The organism is Pseudomonas sp. ICMP 10191, assembly GCF_001467335.1.
In the GTDB taxonomy this organism is placed as follows: domain Bacteria; phylum Pseudomonadota; class Gammaproteobacteria; order Pseudomonadales; family Pseudomonadaceae; genus Aquipseudomonas; species Aquipseudomonas cerasi.
Map to the genome: position 1 here is coordinate 78,547 of NZ_LKGW01000046.1, position 18,951 is coordinate 97,497.

Below are 18,951 nucleotides of genomic sequence, written 5' to 3' on the forward strand. Positions count from 1 at the left end.
TCAGGTCTCAAGCAGCTCACTCAAAGCCTGGCTCAGTTGCTCGGCACTGAACGGTTTGGCGACGCATCGCCGGTCGAGCCACGCGTCAGGTATCCCCAGCCGCCCGTACCCCGAGCAAAACATGAAGGGTATGCCGCGATCGGCAATGGCTGCGGCTATCGGGAACGAGTCTCCGCCGATAATGTTGATATCCAGGATGGCCAGGTCGTACTCGCCGTTACGCGCATATTCAATGCCTTCGTTCAGCGTGCTGGCGTGGTAGGCGGTCGCGAAACCCAGGTCATCGAGCATCATCTCCATCAACGTGGCGAGCATGGTCTCGTCTTCTACCAACAGTACTTTGGGGAGCGAGGTCTGGTCTTCCGATTCTGAGCTCATAAGTGGCTTTCCGGTTTGTCTGGCCAGGGAATCAGCATTGACCAGATGATCCCTGTGAGGGCGAGCTGAATGTCGGCCTGGCCTTTGAGTTCTCGCTCGATGTTGCGGCGTATCAAGCGCAGGCCAACTTTTACGGTGGTTGCAACCGCCTGTTTCCTTCCATAGGGTTTTTCAACCGGGAACAGCCAGCCGCTGCTTGATACGAAGTGCAGTCGTTCGAGGCTGAACGCGATTCAGATGTTTTCTGTCGGCCGCAGCGGGAATTTGGGCGGCCAGCGGCCCGGATGGACAGCGCAAGAAAATGCGGGGTTGCCGCGAAAGTGCGGCGTGGAGACCTGGATGACGCGCTCTGCTGATACAAGCCAGAGATGGAAGGAAGTGGGTCACCATAACAGGTGCCCGTTGGACGCGTAGCTTTAACTGACGATGGCGGGGAAATGCCTGCAAGTTGGCAGGTGTGGGCCTTTAAGGCCCTGCCTGCCGTTTTTTAGCGAGTTATCGGCAAATACTGGGTTGCTATAGGCCCGCTTGGGCAATCAGCCCTGGCCATTCAGCTTGCGCTCAAGCTCACGGTTTTTAGCACGAAGCGTTTCGGCATCCTGCTCTTTTTCCTTGATGGAAGTCGGGGTAATGACCTTGTCCACGCCTTCGGTGGCGGGGTTCTCGTGTGCAATGTCCTTGTGCACCACATCGACCGGCTTGCCGGACTGGTCTGTCGTCGGCGCGGACTGTTCAGGCGTGTGGCTGGAAGGCTTGTCGGTATGCGTGCTCATTGCAGTTCCTCGGTGTGTGTCGTTCTGGTTGGAGGAACGAACGACGCGAAGAGTTCGACCTGTTTTCGTGTGGGCAGGGATTGCCCGCGCAACGGCGTGCAAAAAAAAGCCCCGCCAGACAAGGTCTGGCGNTGTGAAAGCCTTAGAGCGCCATGTCACTGGCTGGATTGCTTTTCGCTGGCTGGGCAGCAGGTGCAGGTGTTGGAGTATTACCTGTCTTGTTCACCGGTGGTGGCGGTGTCAGCTGCAGAACTTCGGATGTGTAAGCCCATTCCTCGGCAACACGGTCCGGATTGTTGTTCAGCTTGGTGCCGTAGCTAGGCACGATCTGGTGCAGTTTTGCCTGCCATTCCGGAGTCGCTACCTTGTCCTTGAAGACTTTCTCAAGCACGCCCAGCATGATCGGCGCTGCAGTCGAGGCACCTGGCGAAGCACCCAGCAGGCCGGCAATGCTGCCGTCCTTGGAAGCAACGATTTCGGTACCCAGCTTCAGGACGCCGCCTTTCTCTTCGTCACGCTTGATGATCTGTACGCGCTGACCGGCTTGCATCAGGCGCCAGTCTTCTTTCTTGGCGTTCGGGAAGTACTGCTGCAGGGCAGCGAAGCGATCGTCGTCAGACATCATCACCTGACCAGCGAGGTATTCGATCAGCGGGTACTGTTCGATACCGACGCGAGTCATTGGCCACACGTTATGCGTGGTGGTGCTGGTCAGCAGGTCGAAATAGGAACCGTTTTTCAGGAACTTGGTCGAGAAGGTTGCGAATGGGCCAAACAGGATCACGCGCTTGCCATCCAGAACACGGGTGTCCAGGTGCGGAACCGACATGGGTGGCGCGCCAGTCGACGCGATACCGTAGGCCTTGCCCATATGCTGCATGGCCAGGGTCTGGTTGTCAGTGACAAGCCACGAACCGCCGACCGGGAAGCCGCCGTATTCCTTGGCTTCAGGAATACCGGATTCCTGCAGCAGATGCAGGGCCGCACCGCCGGCACCGATGAACAGGAACTTGGTGTCGGTCTCGGTGACAGTACCGTCTTTCAGGTTCTTGTACTTGACGCGCCAGGTGCCGTCGTCGTTGTGATTGATGTCTTCGACTTCGCTCGACAACTGCAGATTGAAATTCTGCTTGGCTTTCAGATTGGCGACGAACTGGCGGGTGATCTCGCCGAAGTTGACGTCGGTGCCGATCGGGCTCCAGGTCACGGCCAGCTTCTGCGCCGGGTCACGACCTTCCATCATCAACGGGACCCACTTCTTGATCTGCTCGTGGTCTTCGGAGTACTGCATGCCGCTGAACAACGGGCTGGCTTGCAATGCTGCGTAACGCTTGCGCAGGAACTGGATGTTGTTGTCGCCCCACACGAAGCTCATGTGCGGCGTGGAGTTGATGAACGAGCGCGGGTCTTTCAGGACGCCGGTCTTGACCTGCCAGGACCAGAACTGACGGGAGATCTGGAACGCTTCGTTGATCTCGATGGCCTTGGAGATGTCGACGTTGCCGTTCTTGTCTTCAGGGGTGTAGTTCAGTTCGGCGAGAGCCGAGTGACCTGTACCGGCGTTGTTCCAGCCGTTGGAGCTTTCTTCGGCGACGCCGTCGAGACGCTCGACCATTTCCATCGACCAGCTCGGCTCCAGCTCGTTGAGCCAGACGGCGAGGGTGGCACTCATGATGCCGCCGCCGACGAGCAGTACGTCGACTTTCTTGGTTTCAGCCGCCTGCACGGGCATCAGGCCCATGGAAATGGCCAGACCCAGGAGGGCCGTGTTCACTTTTTTAAACATTCTGTCATCCATCTGATAAACGCCATCCGCCGACTACTCCTGGGAAACGGCTCGTCACATGCATTGAAGCCTGCGACAAACACTCGCACCCACAGGGACTAGAGGTGGACATACAAGGCCAATATAATACCGCTCGAGACCTCAATTTATGTCCTGCTGCGCTGACTTCTTATCATCATTGGATTCAGCGTCATGAGTGACATTTGCTCTGTTGGTGCGCTGCGATGCCCGAGGGTCTTGCCCCTGAGCGACTTGCGAAGACACACCTGGTCAGCCTGTTCACGGAGTCTGAGACGCCGCATCGGAGCATAGAGGCACACTCGACGCGCAATTTTATGTACGCGTACTGCGACACACTCTCGGTGGCATACCGGCAAAGACGCGGTATTTTCGCATAATGTGCCCCCCCGTTGCGAGATGCCATCATCAAATTAGCCACGAATGCCTTGATTTAGACACTTCACAGCCTTCCACTGCCTGTCTGTATCGGCTTTTTCGCCCGGGTCTTTAGCCGTCAGGCGGACATGGCCCTCACTCGATCTGAAACTCTCCCCGAAAAGTGCGCTCATGCGGCCGTTGGCATTCATGAGCCAGGCTCATAACGGCGTGTGGATCTGCATGACTAATCAGCGCTTCGACCTCCTGTTAGGGTCCTTATACGGCTGCCATGCCTGTGGTCGCAATGTTCGGATACAGACGTCCGTCAAACAGTTGGAACTTTAGAAGCGCAGACCAGTTAAACACTTATAACGGGTGATAGCGTTTTGGCTTTGATTACCCCCTGAAAATAAAGGCAGCACGTCAGTGAGCAGGAGTACGCCCGGGCCGCTGACCACACCATAACGCCCGGCGCTTTCCAGCAGCGCCGGCTATTACCGAGTGATCCTGATGACCGAACCCAAGAAGCACAAGGAAACTGCTGTCGACAGCAGCGCCGTGCAGCCCTCACGCCGAAACTTTCTGAAGTTCGGTGCCTCCGGCATTGCTGCGGCCACGCTGTCTACCTGGATCCCCTCCGATGGCCTGCTGCAGGCGGCGCCTTTGGCACCTGCGGCCCCCGTGGTCGAAGACAGTGACGCGCCCGCAGCGGGTGAGCAGCGCATCCAGTTGAAGGTCAATGGCCAGGTTCATACCCTGAACGTGCCGGCCAATGCCGTTCTGCTCGATGTGCTGCGTGACCGCCTGCAACTGACCGGCACCAAGAAGGGCTGTGACCACGGCCAGTGCGGCGCCTGCACGCTGCTGGTCAACGGCCTGGCGATCAACTCCTGTCTGTCGATCGCCGTTCAGCATCAGGGCGACAGCATTACCACCATCGAAGGGCTGGCAGAGGACGGCAAGCTGCACCCGGTACAGGAGGCGTTCTGGGAACACGACGCCTATCAGTGTGGTTATTGCACCTCCGGACAGATCATGAGCGCGGTCGCGATTCTCAAGGACCCGAACATTCCGTCCGACGACGCCAGCGTCAGAGAAGCCATGAGCGGCAATATCTGCCGTTGCGGCGCTTACAAGAACATTCTGTCTGCCGTGCAATCCGCGCGCTCGAAAATGGGAGGTGCCGCCTGATGCGAACTTTCGACTACGCTCGTGCCGCTTCGCCCGCGCAGGCTTTCAGCATAGCGTCCGGTGAGGGGCAACGCTTCTATCTGGCTGGTGGCACCACGCTGCTGGATCTGGTCAAGCTCGACGTGATGCAACCGCAGCAGTTGGTGGACATCAATCATCTGGCGTTGAAGCAGGTCGAGTCGCTGCCGGATGGCCGTCTGCGCATCGGCGCGCTGGTCAGCAATACCGACCTGGCGAGCCACCCGCTGGTGCAGCAGCGCTACCCGGTTCTGTCCGAAGCGATCCTTGCCGGTGCGTCGACTCAATTGCGCAACAAGGCGACCACCGCCGGCAATCTCATGCAGCGTGTGCGCTGCCCGTATTTTCGCGATGGTATTTCAGCCTGTAACAAGCGCCAGCCGGGCTCCGGGTGTGCAGCCATCGGCGGGATGAACCGAAGTGTGCACGCAGTGCTGGGCACCAGCGAGCACTGCATTGCCACGCATCCGTCAGACATGTGTGTCGGCATGGCGGCCATCGGCGGGCAGATTACCGTTCAGGGCGCCAATGGCTCGCGGGATATCCCGTTCGCTGACTTTCATTTGCTGCCTGGTGATACGCCAGAGCGCGAACACGCGCTGGCGCCCCATGAGCTCATCACCCATGTGACACTCGACGCCCCGCTGTCAGGCAGCCGCTCGTCTTATCTGAAGCTGCGCGACCGTACTTCGTACCAGTTCGCCCTGGCGTCCAGCGCCGTGATTCTAGTGATGGACGGCAAGCGCATTACCGATGCGCGCATTGCACTGGGCGGCGTGGGCACCAAGCCGTGGCGTGCCCTGGACGCCGAACGTGCGCTGATCGGTCAGCGTGCCGACCTGGATACCTTTGCGCAGGTCGCAGCGGTAGCGATGAAGGGCTCGCGGGGCTATGAACACAACGCCTTCAAGATCCCGCTGGGACAGCAGGTCATCGTCCGCAACCTTCGTGACCTCACGGCCTAGGAATTTCTCATGAGTGAAAACATCATTGGTGTGCCGCAGCGTCGTATCGACGGCGGCAAGAAAGTCAGTGGTCAGGCGCGCTATGCCGCGGACCATCCGATGGGCAAGATGCTTTACGCCTATGGCGTCTACAGCACCATCGCCAACGGGCGCGTGGTGGCGATAAAGGATCAGCAGGCCAAGGCGATGCCTGGCGTGGTCGATATCTTTCACCACGACAACTTCCCCTCGTTGCACCGTACTCCGAACACCAAGCTGAGCTTCGCCAAGATGCTTTCGGCCAGCAAGGCCGACGAGCATCGCCTGCCGTTCGAGGATGACCGGGTCTATTACCCTGGCCAGTTTGTCGCTCTGGTGGTGGCCGAAAGCTTCGAGCAGGCGAGGGCGGCGGCCTATCGCGTGACGGTTGATTATGACGAGCGTCCAGCGGTCAAGGACCTTGACGAAGGTATGCGCGTCAACGGCGCCCGCGATGGTGGCGCAGGGCACAATCGGGGCAACCCGGACAGCGCCTTCGACGGTGCAAAAGTGAAAGTCGATCAGACCTACACCACGCCGGTCGAAGTGCACAACCCGATGGAAATGCACGCCAGCACCGCGTGGTGGCAGGACGGCAAGCTGTTTGTCTATGAAAGCACCCAGGGCGTGGTCAACCACCGCAACCTGCTGGCCAACGTCTTTGACCTTTCCCCCGACCGGGTGGAAGTACGCGCGCCCTTCATAGGCTCGGGCTTTGGCGGCAAGCTGTGGCCGTGGCCGCATTCGGTCGCAGCGTGCGCCGCTGCGAAAGTCACCGGGCGACCGGTGCAGCTAGTGCTGCCGCGTGCGCAGATGTTCACCACGGTGGGGCACCGTCCGGAAACTCGCCAGCGCCTGCGTCTGGCCACCGATGCGAGCGGCAAGCTGGTATCGATTCGTCACGAGTCGTTCAACAACACCTCGATGCTCGATGACTACACCGAAAACTGCGGTGGCGTGACCAAAAGCCTGTATGCCTGCGATAACGTGCTGGTCAGCCACAAGATCAGCCCCATCAACCGCGGCACGCCTACCTCCATGCGCGCGCCGGGCGCGGCCCCGGGCCTGTTCGCACTGGAGTCGGCCATTGATGAAATGGCCCTGGCCAGTGGCATGGACCCTCTGGCATTCCGCAAGCTGAACCTCTCTGACAAGGATCAGAGCGCGGGCCTGCCGTGGTCCAGTAATCACTTGCCTGAAGCCATTGACAAGGCCGCCGAACGGTTTGGCTGGCACGCGCGCAAGGCTGAAGTCGGTTCGATGCGCGAAGGCGATGAAATCATTGGTTACGGCATGGGCGCCTGCAATTGGGAAGCCTATCAGGTGCCTACCGATGCGCGGGTCATTCTGCGTTCCGATGGCACGGCCCTGGCTCAGTGCGGCTTGCAGGACATCGGTACCGGCACTTACACCATCGTCGCGCAGACCGTCAGCCAGTTGACCGGCATTCCCATGGAGCGCGTCGAGGTGGAACTGGGCAGCTCGTCGTTCCCGGCAGGCCCGGTATCCGGCGGCTCTTGGGTCACCGCCAGCGTCATGCCGGCGATCGCCGGTGCCACCCGCGAAGCGTTGCAGAAGCTGCGCCAGTACGCCGTCAGCAAGGATGCAGTGTTCGCCGGACAGGACGCCGAATCGATCAAGGTCGAGAACGGTCAACTGGTCATGGGTGAGCAGCGTGCGAGCTTCGTCGATGTGCTGAACGGTCAGCGCCTGTCGCGTGCCGAGGGCACTTTCCAGAGCGGCATGCCTGAAGCGGGCAAGTACTCGTTCCGCTCGTTCGGTGTGCATTTTGTCGAGGTGCGCTGGGATCCGGGCATTTCCAGCCTGCGCGTCTCGCGGGTGGTCAGTGCCATTGACGTGGGCAAAGTGGTCAACCCGCTGGCAGCACGCAATCAGGTGGAAGGCGCAATTGTGATGGGCATCGGTATGGCCTTGTTCGAGGCCGGTGAATACGATCCGCGCAGCGGCATGCCGGTCAATAACAACTATGCCGAGTACGTGGTGCCGGTGCATGCGGATCAGCCGGACATCGACGTCCTGCTGCTCGATTATCCGGATTACAACCTGGGTGAATTCGGCGCACGTGGTATCGGCGAGATTGGTGTGACCGGGCTGGCGGCGGCAGTGGCCAATGCGGTGTATCACGCGACGGGCAAACGGGTACGCAGCCTGCCGATCAGCAAGGAAAAACTGATGGCAGGGTTGTAGTCATGAAACAGCTTGATTTGCAGGTTGTACAACAGGCGCGCGACTGGCTGGCCGGCGGCAAGGCCGTCTGGCTGTGTACGGTTCTTTCCACATTCGGCTCGGCCCCGCGCGGGCCGGGGGCGATGCTGGTGGCGCTGGGCAGCGGCGAGCATCGCGGCTCTCTGTCAGGTGGCTGCGTGGAAGAGGATTTTCTCGAGCGCGTTGCTGCCAGCCAGTTCGAGCCGGTCAATCAGGTGGTTCGTTACGGCGACGGCGGCTTCGCGCCGACGCGGGCCTTGCCGTGCGGTGGTGTGCTGGATGTGTTGATCGAGTTCATTGCCCCAGGCCCTGAAGCCGATGCTCATCTGGCGGCCATCGAGCAGGCGCTGGCCGGTCGCGAGCTGGTCAGCAGGCAGGTGCAACTGGGCGGCGTGCAGAGGGAGATCGGGCCTGCGACGATGGGCGAGTCACGCGTACAGGTCGACGGTGAGCGGATCAGCATCCGCATGGGTGCGGTGTACCGCGTGCTGCTCGCCGGACTGTCGCCGGTGGCCGAGTTCTGCGCCAGTTTTGCCGTTGCGATGGGGTATGAGGTGATCGTTTGTGACCCTCGTGTCGAGGTCACTTCCGGGTTCTCGATGCCGGGTGTCGAGGTGCGTGGCGTGCTGCCTGCGGTGTTCATTGCCGAGGGCGGCTGCCACAGTTCGACGGCCGTTCTTGCTCTGACGCATGATCCGAAGCTGGACGATCTGAGCATGCTCGAGGCGGTCCGTACCGAGGCGTTTTACATAGGCGCGATGGGTTCGATGCGCACCAGCAGCAAACGTCTGGAGCGTCTGGGGCGGATTGGCGGGCTGAACTCTCAGGTCCTGGACCGGATTCACGCGCCCATCGGCCTGAACCTGGGCAGCAAGACCCCTTCCGAGATCGCCATTGCGGTAATGGCCGATATCCTGCGGGTGGCCAACGGTGTCAGTCGTGCCGAGGTGTAAGGTGTTGCCGGCAGGCTTCTGCCAGCGCTGACGGGGTGTCGGCGTCACGCAGGATGCCAGGGTCATCGCAGTGCAGTACGTCACATGCCTCGGGGTTATCGATGATCAGGGCTTTCGCGCCCTGATCGCCTTCCAGCTTGAGCAGCGCTGGCCAGAACCGGCGGCCAATAATCACCGGGTGGCCGCGCTGGCCCTTGTGCATGGGCAGGACAATGCGCTGGGAATCGGCCATTCTGGCCAGATCATGCAGGGTCTGCGGCTGTATCCAGGGCATGTCCGCGAGAACAATGGCAACCGCATCGGCAAAGGAGTCCATCACTGCCGCAACGGCGCTCGCCAGGCTGTGGCCCATTCCCAGTTCGGCCTGTTCGCTGCGGATGATCGTGACGTTCGAGGCAATCCCCAGCGCATCCGCTTGGTCATCAGGGCGCACTACCACCGCCGTTTTGCCGAATGCGTTTTGCGCGTTTTCCAGGCTTGCCGTGAGCAGGGTCCGCCCGCAAGGCAGAAGCGCCTGCCGTTTGTCACCGGCAAAGCGTCTGCTGCGCCCCGCTGCAAGGACCAGGGCGAACACTTCTGGGATCTGGCTGTCTATCCTGCTCAATCCGAAACCTTATGAGTGGGTGAAAGGAGAGGGCGCACGCGGCTTGCCCGTCGCACCCTGCAGTTCTGCTGATGCACGCACAATGCCTTATTTCGCTGCCTTGCCGGTAGCGGCACGAATCATGTTTTCGAGGGTTTCAAGTGGACAATCATATTCGTCCTGTCGATCTGGAAAAAGCCTACCGTTTGCTCAACCACGGCCCGACCGTGCTGGTCTCATCCAGCCACGAGGGCACGCATAACGTCATGGCTGCGGCCTGGGCCTGTGCACTGGACTTTTCGCCGCCGAAAGTGACGCTGGTCATCGACAAGATGACCAAGACCCGCGAGCTGGTTGAGAAGAGTGGCTACTTTGCCCTGCAGGTGCCCAATCTGGATCAATTGCAGATGACCTTCGACGTCGGCACCCAGAGCAAGGTCTTTACCCCGGACAAGCTGGACAAGGCCAATGTGGACCTGTTCCGCATCGACGGCCACGACTCGCCGCTGGTCGCAGGCTGCTCGGCGTGGCTGATCTGCAAGGTCATTCCCGAGCCGCACAATCAGCAGACCTATGACCTGTTCATTGGTGAAGTGGTGGGTGCCTGGGCCGATACCCGTGTGTTCAACGACGGACACTGGGAATTCGAAAAGGCCGATCCGAAATGGCGCAGCCTGCATTACGTCGCGGGCGGGCATTTCTATACGATTGGTGAGCCTGCGGTGGTGGAAACGGGCGAGGAATGATCGCGATGTCTGGCCCTGACGATCTCCACTGGCCGTAAAGGCCTCTTCGTGAGCAAGCTCACTCCCACACAATCACACTTATCGTTCCCGTGGGAGCAAGCTTGCTCGCGAAAGCGGACTGACTGCTCCGCAAGTAGTCAGCGGCTGCACCAGCCTTTTCATGAGCAAGCACACACTGCCTCCGTGGGAGCGAGCTTGCTCGCGAAGGCGGACTGACTGATCAGCAGACATTCAGCGGCCTTCGCGAGCAACGCGGATCGCCGCCCCGGTCACTCCGGTAACAGCTGTGTACCTGCTGAACCCTCAGTGACGATCCCGCCACACGGTCTGCGCATTGCAGAATTCGCGTACACCGAAGTGCGACAGCTCACGGCCAAAACCGCTTTTCTTCACGCCGCCGAAGGTCACGCGCGGGTCTGAAGCGCTGTAGCCGTTGATGAACACACCGCCGGTTTCCAGTTCCTCGGTCATGCGCTCGGCCAGCTGCAGGTCGCGGGTATAAACCGTCGCGGTCAGGCCGAAGTCGCTGTCATTGGCCAGCTCCAGGGCATGCTGCGCGTCTCTGGCGGTGATGATCGACGCTACCGGGCCGAACAGCTCCTGCCGGAACGAAGTCATCTTATCGGTGACGTTACCGAGCACGGTCGGCTGATAATAATTGCCCTGGCCTTCAGCCTTTTTGCCGCCCAGCAACAGCGTGGCGCCTTCGGCGAGCGTGTCCTGCACCTGGGTATCCAGCTCGTCGCGCAGATCGAAGCGCGCCATGGGGCCGATGTAGGTTTCGCTGGAGAGGGGATCGCCTGTCACCAGTTGACGCGTTTGCTCGACGAATCTGCGGGTGAACTCCTCGACCACGCCTTGCTCGATGATCAGGCGCTTGGCCGCTGCACAGACCTGCCCGGTGTTCTGGAAGCGGCCAATCACCGCCGCCTTCACCGCCTGATCCAGGTCCGCGTCGTTGAGCACGATGAACGGGTCGGAACCGCCCAGTTCCAGCACGCACTTCTTCAGTGCCGCACCGGCCTGGGCACCGATGGCCTGGCCAGCACGCACGCTGCCGGTCAGGGTGACGGCTGCGATGCGCGGGTCGGCAATGGCGCTTGAAACGCCTTCCGGGGTCACGTTGATGACCTCGAACACACCCTCCGGAAAACCGGCACGCTTGAACGCGTCGAGCATCAGGTAAGCGCAGCCCATTACGTTGGGCGCGTGCTTGAGCACGTAAGTATTGCCGGCCAGCAGGGTCGGAATCGCGCCGCGCAGCACTTGCCAGATCGGGAAATTCCATGGCATCACTGCGAGAATCGGGCCCAGCGGACGATACTCGATCCGCGCCTTGTCATTCTCGACCTGAGTTGCTTCGGCCACCAGCATCGCCGGGCCTTGTGCCGCGTACCAGTCGCACAGCTGCGCGCATTTTTCGACCTCGCCTCGGGCCTGAGCGACGGGCTTGCCCATTTCCTGACTGATCATGCGTGCAATGTTGTCGACGTCATCACGCAGGGCCTGACCCATGGCGATGATCAGTTGCGCACGTTGCTGAACCGGCGTGCGCTTCCAGCCGGCAAAACCGGCCGCCGCGCGCGACAGGCTTTGATCCAGCGCAACGGCTGATTCGAAGGCATAGTGGCCGATCTGCTCGCCGGTGGCAGGGTTGATCGAGATTGCATGGGTGTTGCTGGTGACAGTAGTCATTGCGCCATCCTGTTGAGGTGGAAGTGGGACCAGCATATAGGCGTGCAATGCTTTGTAAAACTGAATAATAATGATCGTAACGTTCATGTTTGGAGAATGATATGGATCTGGTTCAGTTGGAGATCTTCAAGGCGGTGGCTGAACACGGCAGCATCAGCGCCGCCGCGCAGCACATCCACCGGGTGCCCTCGAACCTGACCACGCGCATCAAGCAACTGGAGCAGGATCTGGGCGTCGACCTGTTCATTCGCGAGAAGCACCGCTTGCGTCTGTCTCCCGCAGGCTGGAATTTTCTCGACTACACGCGACGCATCCTGGATCTGGTGCAGGAAGCGCGTTCCGCCGTTTCCGGTGAGGAGCCACAGGGGCCTTTTGCACTGGGCTCGCTGGAAAGCACGGCTGCGGTCAGGATTCCTGCGCTGCTGGCCGCCTACAACCAGCAGAACGCCAAGGTCGAGCTGGACCTGTCCACAGGCCCGTCCGGAACCATGATCGACGGCGTGCTGGCCGGTCGACTGGTCGCTGCGTTCGTTGACGGGCCAGTGCAGCATCCATCGCTTGACGGCGTGCCGGTCTTCGAAGAGGAAATGGTCATCATTGCGCCGCTCAATCATGCGCCGGTCAAGCGCGGGCGGGATGTCAGCGGAGAGAGTATCTATGCGTTTCGTGCCAACTGCTCGTACCGCCATCACTTTGAACGCTGGTTTACCGATGACGCGGCAGTGCCGGGCAAGATCCATGAAATGGAGTCCTACCACGGCATGCTCGCCTGCGTCAGCGCCGGTGCCGGGCTGGCGCTGATGCCGCGCAGCATGCTGGAAAGCATGCCCGGCTGCGCCACGGTCAGTATCTGGCCGCTGTCCGAGAAGTTTCGCTACCTGCAGACCTGGCTGATCTGGCGCCGCGGCACGGTGTCACGCAGCCTGACTCGCTTCGTCGAGTTACTGGAACAGCGCAACGAGCCAGCGAGCGTTTAACGGCCTGCACAAACCCGCTCGGCAATCGCCGCACCGACTTGTTGAGTCGAAAGCGTGCCGCCCAGATCCGGCGTGACGTCGCCGTTGGCGATCACTTGCTCGATGGCGGTGATGATTTCGTCATGGGCCGCGGTGAAGCGCTGATCGCCCTGGCCGAGGAATTCGAGCATGAGCGCACCCGACCAGATCATGGCGATCGGGTTGGCGATGTTCTGGCCGAAGATATCCGGGGCCGAGCCGTGAACCGGTTCGAACAGCGACGGGAAGTGACGCTCGGGGTTGAGATTGGCTGAAGGCGCGATGCCGATGGTGCCTGCGCAGGCCGGGCCGAGGTCGCTGAGGATGTCGCCGAACAGATTGGACGCCACTACCACGTCGAAGCGCTCGGGTTGCAGCACGAAACGTGCGCAGAGAATGTCGATGTGTTGCTTGTCCCAACTGATGCCGGGGTACTGGCTGGCCATCGTTTCGGTGCGCTTGTCCCAATACGGCATGCTGATGGCCATGCCGTTGGATTTGGTCGCCGAGGTAACGTGCTTGCGCTCGCGTTTGCTGGCCATCTCGAAGGCGAATTTGAGAATGCGGTCGACGCCGCGACGGGTGAACACCGATTCCTGCAACACGAATTCGTTGTCGGTATTTTCGAACATGATCCCGCCCAGCGACGAGTATTCACCTTCGGTGTTTTCCCGGACCACGACAAAGTCGATGTCGCCCGGTTTACGATGGGCCAGCGGGCAGGGGACGCCGGGAAACAGCCGCACCGGACGGATATTCGCGTACTGATCGAATTCGCGACGAAACTTGAGCAGCGAGCCCCACAGTGAGATGTGATCCGGCACCTTTTCCGGCCAGCCGACGGCGCCGAAGAAGATCGAGTCAAAGCCTTTGAGCTGTTCGAACCAGTCGTCCGGCATCATCTTGCCGTGCTTCAGGTAGTAATCGCAGCTGGCCCATTCGAAGTATTCGAACTCCAGGTCCAGCCCGTGCCGTGCCGTGCGGCAGCGGCCTGCACCACACGTACTCCTTCGGGCAGCACTTCCAGGCCGATGCCGTCACCGGCGATGGCAGCGATACGCAGTTTCTTGTTGTTCATGGTGGCGCTCTCTCTGAATCGATCCATTACGGGTGTGCGATGAATGAGTTGCACAGGCCATTCATGCTATAAGCGCACGATACAAAGATAATCAGCCGATTAATGGACTGAGAAAACACGAATCGTGAATAAATACCCCAGTCTCGATGATTTGAATGTGTTCGTTCATGTGGCCCGGCGCTCAAGCTTCGTCGGGGCTGCGGATGAGCTGGGCATGTCCGCTGCCTACGTCAGCAAGCGCATTCGTTTGCTGGAGCAGGGCATGGGCGTGGTGTTGCTGCACCGCTCGACCCGGCAGGTGTCGATTACCGAAGATGGCGAGCGCGTCTACGAGTGGGCCAGGGGTATGCTCGACTCAGTGCAGCAGATGGGCGACCAAGTGGCGGCACTGCATGGCGAACCGAGTGGCTTGTTGCGCGTGGTCAGCAGCCAGGGCTTTGGCCGTCGTTTCGTCGCGCCGGCGTTGTCGGAACTGGCCGCGCGTTATCCGAAGCTGGATATCCGTCTGGACATTCAGGACCGGCTGGTCGATCTGATCGAGGAGGGCGTCGATCTGGATATCCGCGTCGGCAACGAAATCGCTCCGCACTTGCGCGCCAGGCATCTGGCCAGCAACTGGCGGGTTCTGTGCGCGAGCCCCGGCTACCTCAACCTTCATGGCACGCCGCTCAATCTTGGCGAACTGGCCAATCACGATTGCCTGGTGATCAAGGAGCGCGACCGGCCGTTCGGCATCTGGCACCTCAACGGGCCGCAGGGTGCCGAAACCGTCAAGGTGACCGGCAGCCTGTCCACCAACCACGGCGAAATCGCCCGCCAGTGGTGCCTGGACGGACGCGGGGTATTGCTGCGTTCGCTGTGGGATGTGCGCACTGACCTGGCCGAGGGCCGGCTGGTTCAGGTGTTGCCGGATTACCGTCAGGATGCAGACATCTGGGCGGTGCATACCTCGCCGCTGATGAGTTCGGCCAAGGTCCGCGTCACGGTGGAGTTTCTGCGCGACTACCTTGCCCTGCATCCTTCGCCGGTCAACCACTGAAGCACAGCACACACTGTCAGTGGGTGCCGGCTGCCTTGTTCAGGTCGCTGTCTGTCCATTCGGTGTAGATGCATGCGTCTGCGGCGGCCCAGCGCACGTGCACGGGGTCGCCGGCCTTGAGCGACATGCCGTTCGCGGAAAGCGCCTTGACCGTCATGGCAGTACCTCCGGCAGTGACTACCGAGCACGTCTGGCTCTCGCCAAGGAACAGCACTTCATGGACCGTGGCGCTCACCTCGTTCCAGCCTGCTTCGAGTGGCATGGCCACAGCCTGGGACACGCTCAGCGCCTGGGCTTTCTCCGGGCGCACCATCAGCAGCACGTCCTGATCGGTCTTCAGCCCTGCGGTCAGGCGAATCGCCAGTGTGCTGCCCTCGAACGTCGCCACGGCATTGCCCTGAGCCTTGAGCCTGAGGAAGTTCGAGTTGCCGAGAAACGAGGCGACGAAGGCATTCGGTGGATCCTGGTACAGGTCATAGCCCGAGCCCAGACCGACGATCTTGCCATGGCTGAAAATGGCGATGCGCTGTGACAGGCGCATGGCTTCTTCCTGGTCATGGGTCACGTAAACGATGGTGAGGTCCAGCCGGCGATGCAACTGACGCAGTTCGTCCTGCAAGTCTTCACGCAGCTTCTTGTCCAGTGCGCCTAGAGGCTCGTCCATCAGCAGGATGCGCGGCTCGTAAACCAGCGCCCTGGCGATGGCGACCCGTTGCTGCTGGCCGCCTGACAGTTGCGACGGGCGACGATGAGCGAAGGCTTCCAGCTGAACCAGCTTGAGCATCGCATCGACTTTCTTCTCGCGTTCGGCCGCAGGCAACTTGCGGATCGTCAGCGGAAAGGCAATGTTGTCGCGGACCGACAGGTGCGGGAAGAGCGAGTAGCGCTGAAATACCATACCGATGTCGCGTTTGTGCGGCGGCACATTCACCAGCGATTTGCCGCCCACCAGAATCTCGCCCGAGCTGGGCGTTTCGAAGCCGGCGAGCATCGACAGCGTGGTGCTTTTTCCCGAGCCGCTGGAGCCCAGGAAGGTCAGGAATTCGCCGTCCTGGATGTCCAGGGAAATGTCGTCGACGGCGGCGAAACTTCCATAGTGCTTGTTCAGATTACACAGGCTGACGAGTGTGTTCTGTCGCTGATGGGCGGGGTCTTTGATCACGGCACTCATGAAGTACTCCTGGCTTCGTTGCGGCGACGCAGGGTCGCGGCGATGAACATGATCAGCACCGACAGGGCGATCAGCAGCGTTGAGGCGACGGCGATGACTGGCGTCAGGTCCTGACGCAGGGTGGTCCACATTTTCACGGGAAGGGTTTGCAGGGTAGGGCTGGCCATCATCACGCTCAAGACCACCTCGTCCCACGACACCAGGAACGCGAACAGCGCACCGGCCATCATGCCCGGCCGGATGCCGGGAAAGGTCACCTTGTAGATGGCCTGCAAGCGTGAGGCACCGCAGATGACTGCGGCATCCTCGATGGACTGGTCGAACAGCTTCAACGAATTGATGATCGAGATGATGGTGAACGGCAAGGCAACGATCACATGGCTGACGACGAAGGAAAACAGTGTGCCGGTGTAGCCGAGCTTGAGAAACAGCGCGTAGACCGCGACGGCGATAATCACCAGCGGCACGATCATCGGCAGTGTGAAGATGCCGTACAGCAGGTCACGCCCCGGAAACCGGCCACGCACCAGTGCGAATGCAGTGGGCAGGCCCAGTGCCACCGAGGCGAGGGTGGTCAGGATCGCGACCTTGAAGCTGGACATGGCCGCGGCCATCCAGTCCGGATTGGAAAAAAACTGCTGATACCACTTCAGCGTCCAGCCGGGCGGCGGAAACACCAGCCACTGCGACGAACCGAACGACAGCAGGACGATGAACAGGATCGGCAGCAACAGGAACAGCGCGATCAGGGCGGTGGTCAGGTACAGGCCCGTACGCAAGCCGGGGCTCATGGCATTGGGTGTCAGGAGCATGGCGGTTTACCTCGCATTGCTGGCGCCGACCGGTGATTCCGGCTGGAGCTTCAGGTAGAAGTAGAACAGCACCAGCGTGATCAGCACCAGCAACGCAGCGGCGGCACTGGCCAGCCCCCAGTTGAGGAACGACTGCACCTGCTGGACGATGAATTCGGGCAGCATCATGTTCTGCGCGCCGCCGAGCAGCGCCGGGGTGACGTAATAACCGAGCGACATGACAAACACCATCAGGCCTCCGGAAAACAGCCCCGGACGGCACAGTGGCAGGAACACTCTGAAGAAATTGCTCCACGGGCTGGCGCCGCAGATCGAACCCGCCTGCAGTACCATGGGATCGATGGCCTGCATGGTCGCCTGCAGCGGCAGGACGATGAACGGAATCATGATGTAGCTCATGCCGATCACCACACCGGTCAGGTTGTGCACCATTTCCAGCGGTTGATCGATGATGCCCATGGCCATCAAGGCCTTGTTGACGACCCCTGAGGCCTGCAACAGCACCAGCCACGAATAGGTACGGGCCAGCAGGCTGGTCCACATCGACAACAGCACGATATTCAGAATCCAGCGTCCCCAGCCGCGCGGCACCAGGGTGATCACCCAGGCGAGCGGGAAGCCCAGCAGCAGGCTGAACAGCGTCACCAGACCGGCTACGGAAAAGGTATTGAGCAGCACCCGCGAGTAGGCCGAGTTGGCAAACAGTTGCTCATAGTTGCCAAGGCCCGGCACCGGTTCCAGCACGCCCCGCAGCAGCAGGGCAATCAGCGGCGCGAAGAAGAACAGTCCGAGGAAGATCAGCGCCGGAAGCAGATTGCGGCTGCCACGCCAGCGCTGTGCGAGGGAAGGGGATGCCTGCATGCCCGGCGCCTTCTGGCTGGCCGTGCCAGCGGTGCTGGAAGCACCCCCGGCCGGCATGGATTGACGAGGAGCAACCGCTGTCATTTTTACTTGACCAGCCATTCGTTCCACCGTGTCGCAATATCAGCGCCGTTCTTGGCCCAGTATGCGAAGTCGAGAGTGATTTGATCGGCAACGTGCGCGGTCGGCAGGTTAGGTGCCAGCGTAGAGTCCAGGCGCGCAACGCTCTGGGTATTGACCGGGGCATAGGCACTGAGATTGGAGAAGTCCGCCTGGCCTTTGGCACTGGTTGCATTGGCGATGAATTTCATCGCAGCGTCCTTGTTCTTTGCGCCCTTGGGTACGACCAGAAAGTCAGCCATGACCAGATTCTGTTTCCAGCTCACACCCACCGGCGCGCCATCCTGCTGCAGGGCGTAGACCCGGCCGTTCCACATCTGCCCCATCGACACTTCGCCGGAAGCCAGCAGTTGCTGGGACTGCGCACCGCCGCCCCACCAGACGATGTCCTTCTTGATGGTGTCGAGTTTCTTGAAGGCGCGGTCGAGGTCCAGCGGGTAAAGCTTGTCAGGCGCTACACCATCGGCCAACAGAGCCAGTTCCAGCACGCCGGGGCTTGGCCACTTGTACAGCGCGCGCTTGCCAGGGTAGGTCTTGGTGTCGAACATCGCGGCCCAGTCACCCGGCGCCTTACCGCCGACTTTGCTTTCGTTGTAGCCGAGCACGAAGGAGAAGAAGAACGAACCGGCGCCGTGGTCAGTCACGAAACGTTTGTCGATCTCGTCGCGTTTGATGGCGGTGAAGTCCAGAGGCTCCAGCAGGCCTTCACTGGCGGCGCGCAGGGCGAAGTCGGCTTCGACATCGACAACGTCCCACTGCACGTTACCGCTTTCGACCATGGCCTTGAGTTTGCCGTAGTCGGTAGGACCGTCCTGCACGACGGTGATGCCGCTGGCCTTGCTGAACGGTGCCGCCCAGGCCTCCTTCTGAAAGTCCTGCGTGGAGCCGCCCCAACTCACGAAGTTGACGCTCTCGGCGGCAGTAGCGGCGACACTTGAGAAAGCCAGCACGCCAGCGGCCAGGACTGCTGTTGCACGTTTGTTCAACACCATTTTTACGCCCTCATTTGTTGTGTTTTGAGCGGGCTTTTCTTGCCCGCGTAATCGGGAGCAGTAGGTCCAATGGGCCTTGAAACCTTGTACAGGTCAGGTGCTGTTATTAGTGCTGTCCCTCGCCGGGCGCGTCTGACCAGATCTTGTATTTATGGAATGTCATATTATGGTAT

General features: G+C 60.7%; 16 protein-coding genes and 1 pseudogene. 7 read left to right on the forward strand and 10 right to left on the reverse strand.

Annotated features, from left to right (window positions below):
* The 3 genes from AO388_RS05345 to mqo form a co-directional block, all read right to left on the reverse strand.
* Positions 1-378 (reverse strand): response regulator, encoded by a 378-nt coding sequence (locus tag AO388_RS05345; RefSeq protein WP_003434210.1) that lies wholly within the window; start codon positions 376-378, stop codon positions 1-3.
* Between the two features lie 536 nt (positions 379-914).
* Positions 915-1,151, reverse strand: a complete 237-nt coding sequence (locus AO388_RS05350) for a hypothetical protein (RefSeq protein WP_003369228.1) — start codon at positions 1,149-1,151, stop codon at positions 915-917.
* 142 nt (positions 1,152-1,293) lie between these two features.
* A complete protein-coding gene (gene mqo / locus AO388_RS05355) occupies positions 1,294-2,937 on the reverse strand; it encodes a malate dehydrogenase (quinone) (protein ID WP_003369230.1) in 1,644 nt (547 codons plus the stop codon).
* Positions 2,938-3,825: 888 nt separating this feature from the next.
* Here mqo and AO388_RS05360 point away from each other — a divergent pair.
* The 4 genes from AO388_RS05360 to AO388_RS05375 are packed head-to-tail and all read left to right on the forward strand — an operon-like array spanning position 3,826 to position 8,686.
* The gene (locus tag AO388_RS05360; protein ID WP_003369233.1) at positions 3,826-4,506 is read left to right on the forward strand and encodes a (2Fe-2S)-binding protein; all 681 of its coding nucleotides are present in this window, start codon (positions 3,826-3,828) and stop codon (positions 4,504-4,506) included.
* A complete protein-coding gene (locus AO388_RS05365) occupies positions 4,506-5,489 on the forward strand; it encodes an FAD binding domain-containing protein (RefSeq protein ID WP_058416158.1) in 984 nt (327 codons plus the stop codon). The genes AO388_RS05360 and AO388_RS05365 overlap by 1 nt, the downstream gene beginning before the upstream one ends.
* Positions 5,490-5,498: 9 nt before the next feature.
* Positions 5,499-7,715 carry a xanthine dehydrogenase family protein molybdopterin-binding subunit gene (locus AO388_RS05370; protein ID WP_003434203.1) on the forward strand — a complete coding sequence of 739 codons (2,217 nt, stop codon included), beginning with the start codon at positions 5,499-5,501 and terminating at the stop codon, positions 7,713-7,715.
* Positions 7,716-7,717: 2 nt separating this feature from the next.
* Positions 7,718-8,686, forward strand: coding sequence for an XdhC family protein (locus AO388_RS05375; protein ID WP_042930742.1), 969 nt, complete (start codon positions 7,718-7,720; stop codon positions 8,684-8,686).
* Here AO388_RS05375 and AO388_RS05380 read toward each other — a convergent pair.
* On the reverse strand, positions 8,667-9,290 hold the full coding sequence (locus tag AO388_RS05380) for a nucleotidyltransferase family protein (protein ID WP_042930710.1): 624 nt from the start codon (positions 9,288-9,290) through the stop codon (positions 8,667-8,669). The two genes, AO388_RS05375 and AO388_RS05380, sit on opposite strands and share 20 nt — an antisense overlap.
* A gap of 140 nt (positions 9,291-9,430) precedes the next feature.
* Here AO388_RS05380 and AO388_RS05385 point away from each other — a divergent pair, with 140 nt between their 5' ends.
* Positions 9,431-10,015, forward strand: coding sequence for a flavin reductase family protein (locus tag AO388_RS05385; protein WP_003369242.1), 585 nt, complete (start codon positions 9,431-9,433; stop codon positions 10,013-10,015).
* 303 nt (positions 10,016-10,318) lie between these two features.
* Here AO388_RS05385 and AO388_RS05390 read toward each other — a convergent pair whose 3' ends face one another.
* Positions 10,319-11,710, reverse strand: coding sequence for an aldehyde dehydrogenase family protein (locus tag AO388_RS05390; protein ID WP_058416159.1), 1,392 nt, complete (start codon positions 11,708-11,710; stop codon positions 10,319-10,321).
* Between the two features lie 101 nt (positions 11,711-11,811).
* Between AO388_RS05390 and ptrR the strand changes: the two genes are divergently transcribed.
* Positions 11,812-12,687: a putrescine utilization regulator PtrR gene (gene ptrR / locus AO388_RS05395; RefSeq protein WP_058416160.1), complete on the forward strand. Its 876-nt coding sequence runs from the start codon at positions 11,812-11,814 to the stop codon at positions 12,685-12,687.
* Here ptrR and AO388_RS05400 read toward each other — a convergent pair.
* Positions 12,684-13,783 (reverse strand): annotated as a pseudogene (locus tag AO388_RS05400) (tartrate dehydrogenase). The gene ptrR and the pseudogene AO388_RS05400 sit on opposite strands and share 4 nt — an antisense overlap.
* A 124-nt stretch (positions 13,784-13,907) precedes the next feature.
* Between AO388_RS05400 and AO388_RS05405 the strand changes: the two are divergent.
* Positions 13,908-14,822: a LysR substrate-binding domain-containing protein gene (locus AO388_RS05405; protein WP_032609599.1), complete on the forward strand. Its 915-nt coding sequence runs from the start codon at positions 13,908-13,910 to the stop codon at positions 14,820-14,822.
* A gap of 16 nt (positions 14,823-14,838) precedes the next feature.
* On the opposite strand, the gene AO388_RS05410 is transcribed toward AO388_RS05405, so the two are convergent.
* From AO388_RS05410 to AO388_RS05425, 4 genes are read right to left on the reverse strand one after another with little or no spacing between them, the layout of a single operon-like run.
* The gene (locus tag AO388_RS05410) at positions 14,839-15,993 is read right to left on the reverse strand and encodes an ABC transporter ATP-binding protein (protein ID WP_058416161.1); all 1,155 of its coding nucleotides are present in this window, start codon (positions 15,991-15,993) and stop codon (positions 14,839-14,841) included.
* Complete coding sequence (locus tag AO388_RS05415) at positions 15,990-16,805, reverse strand: ABC transporter permease (RefSeq protein ID WP_003369256.1); 816 nt, start codon at positions 16,803-16,805, stop codon at positions 15,990-15,992. Before AO388_RS05415 ends, AO388_RS05410 begins: the two co-directional genes overlap by 4 nt.
* Positions 16,806-16,811: 6 nt before the next feature.
* The gene (locus AO388_RS05420) at positions 16,812-17,768 is read right to left on the reverse strand and encodes an ABC transporter permease (RefSeq protein ID WP_072366517.1); all 957 of its coding nucleotides are present in this window, start codon (positions 17,766-17,768) and stop codon (positions 16,812-16,814) included.
* Positions 17,753-18,778 carry an ABC transporter substrate-binding protein gene (locus AO388_RS05425; protein WP_058416162.1) on the reverse strand — a complete coding sequence of 342 codons (1,026 nt, stop codon included), beginning with the start codon at positions 18,776-18,778 and terminating at the stop codon, positions 17,753-17,755. The genes AO388_RS05420 and AO388_RS05425 overlap by 16 nt, the downstream gene beginning before the upstream one ends.
* Between the last annotated feature and the right edge of the window lie 173 nt (positions 18,779-18,951).

What these genes read in the sequence shown, in the direction of transcription:
- AO388_RS05365 (WP_058416158.1), top strand. Translation starts at nt 4,506, where the DNA reads ATGCGAACTTTCGACTACGCTCGTGCCGCTTCGCCCGCGCAGGCTTTC.
- AO388_RS05425 (WP_058416162.1), bottom strand. Translation starts at nt 18,778, where the DNA reads ATGGTGTTGAACAAACGTGCAACAGCAGTCCTGGCCGCTGGCGTGCTG.
- AO388_RS05420 (WP_072366517.1), bottom strand. Translation starts at nt 17,768, where the DNA reads ATGGCTGGTCAAGTAAAAATGACAGCGGTTGCTCCTCGTCAATCCATG.
- ptrR (WP_058416160.1), top strand. Translation starts at nt 11,812, where the DNA reads ATGGATCTGGTTCAGTTGGAGATCTTCAAGGCGGTGGCTGAACACGGC.
- AO388_RS05370 (WP_003434203.1), top strand. Translation starts at nt 5,499, where the DNA reads ATGAGTGAAAACATCATTGGTGTGCCGCAGCGTCGTATCGACGGCGGC.
- AO388_RS05350 (WP_003369228.1), bottom strand. Translation starts at nt 1,151, where the DNA reads ATGAGCACGCATACCGACAAGCCTTCCAGCCACACGCCTGAACAGTCC.
- AO388_RS05390 (WP_058416159.1), bottom strand. Translation starts at nt 11,710, where the DNA reads ATGACTACTGTCACCAGCAACACCCATGCAATCTCGATCAACCCTGCC.
- AO388_RS05415 (WP_003369256.1), bottom strand. Translation starts at nt 16,805, where the DNA reads ATGCTCCTGACACCCAATGCCATGAGCCCCGGCTTGCGTACGGGCCTG.
- AO388_RS05410 (WP_058416161.1), bottom strand. Translation starts at nt 15,993, where the DNA reads ATGAGTGCCGTGATCAAAGACCCCGCCCATCAGCGACAGAACACACTC.
- AO388_RS05345 (WP_003434210.1), bottom strand. Translation starts at nt 378, where the DNA reads ATGAGCTCAGAATCGGAAGACCAGACCTCGCTCCCCAAAGTACTGTTG.
- mqo (WP_003369230.1), bottom strand. Translation starts at nt 2,937, where the DNA reads ATGTTTAAAAAAGTGAACACGGCCCTCCTGGGTCTGGCCATTTCCATG.
- AO388_RS05375 (WP_042930742.1), top strand. Translation starts at nt 7,718, where the DNA reads ATGAAACAGCTTGATTTGCAGGTTGTACAACAGGCGCGCGACTGGCTG.
- AO388_RS05360 (WP_003369233.1), top strand. Translation starts at nt 3,826, where the DNA reads ATGACCGAACCCAAGAAGCACAAGGAAACTGCTGTCGACAGCAGCGCC.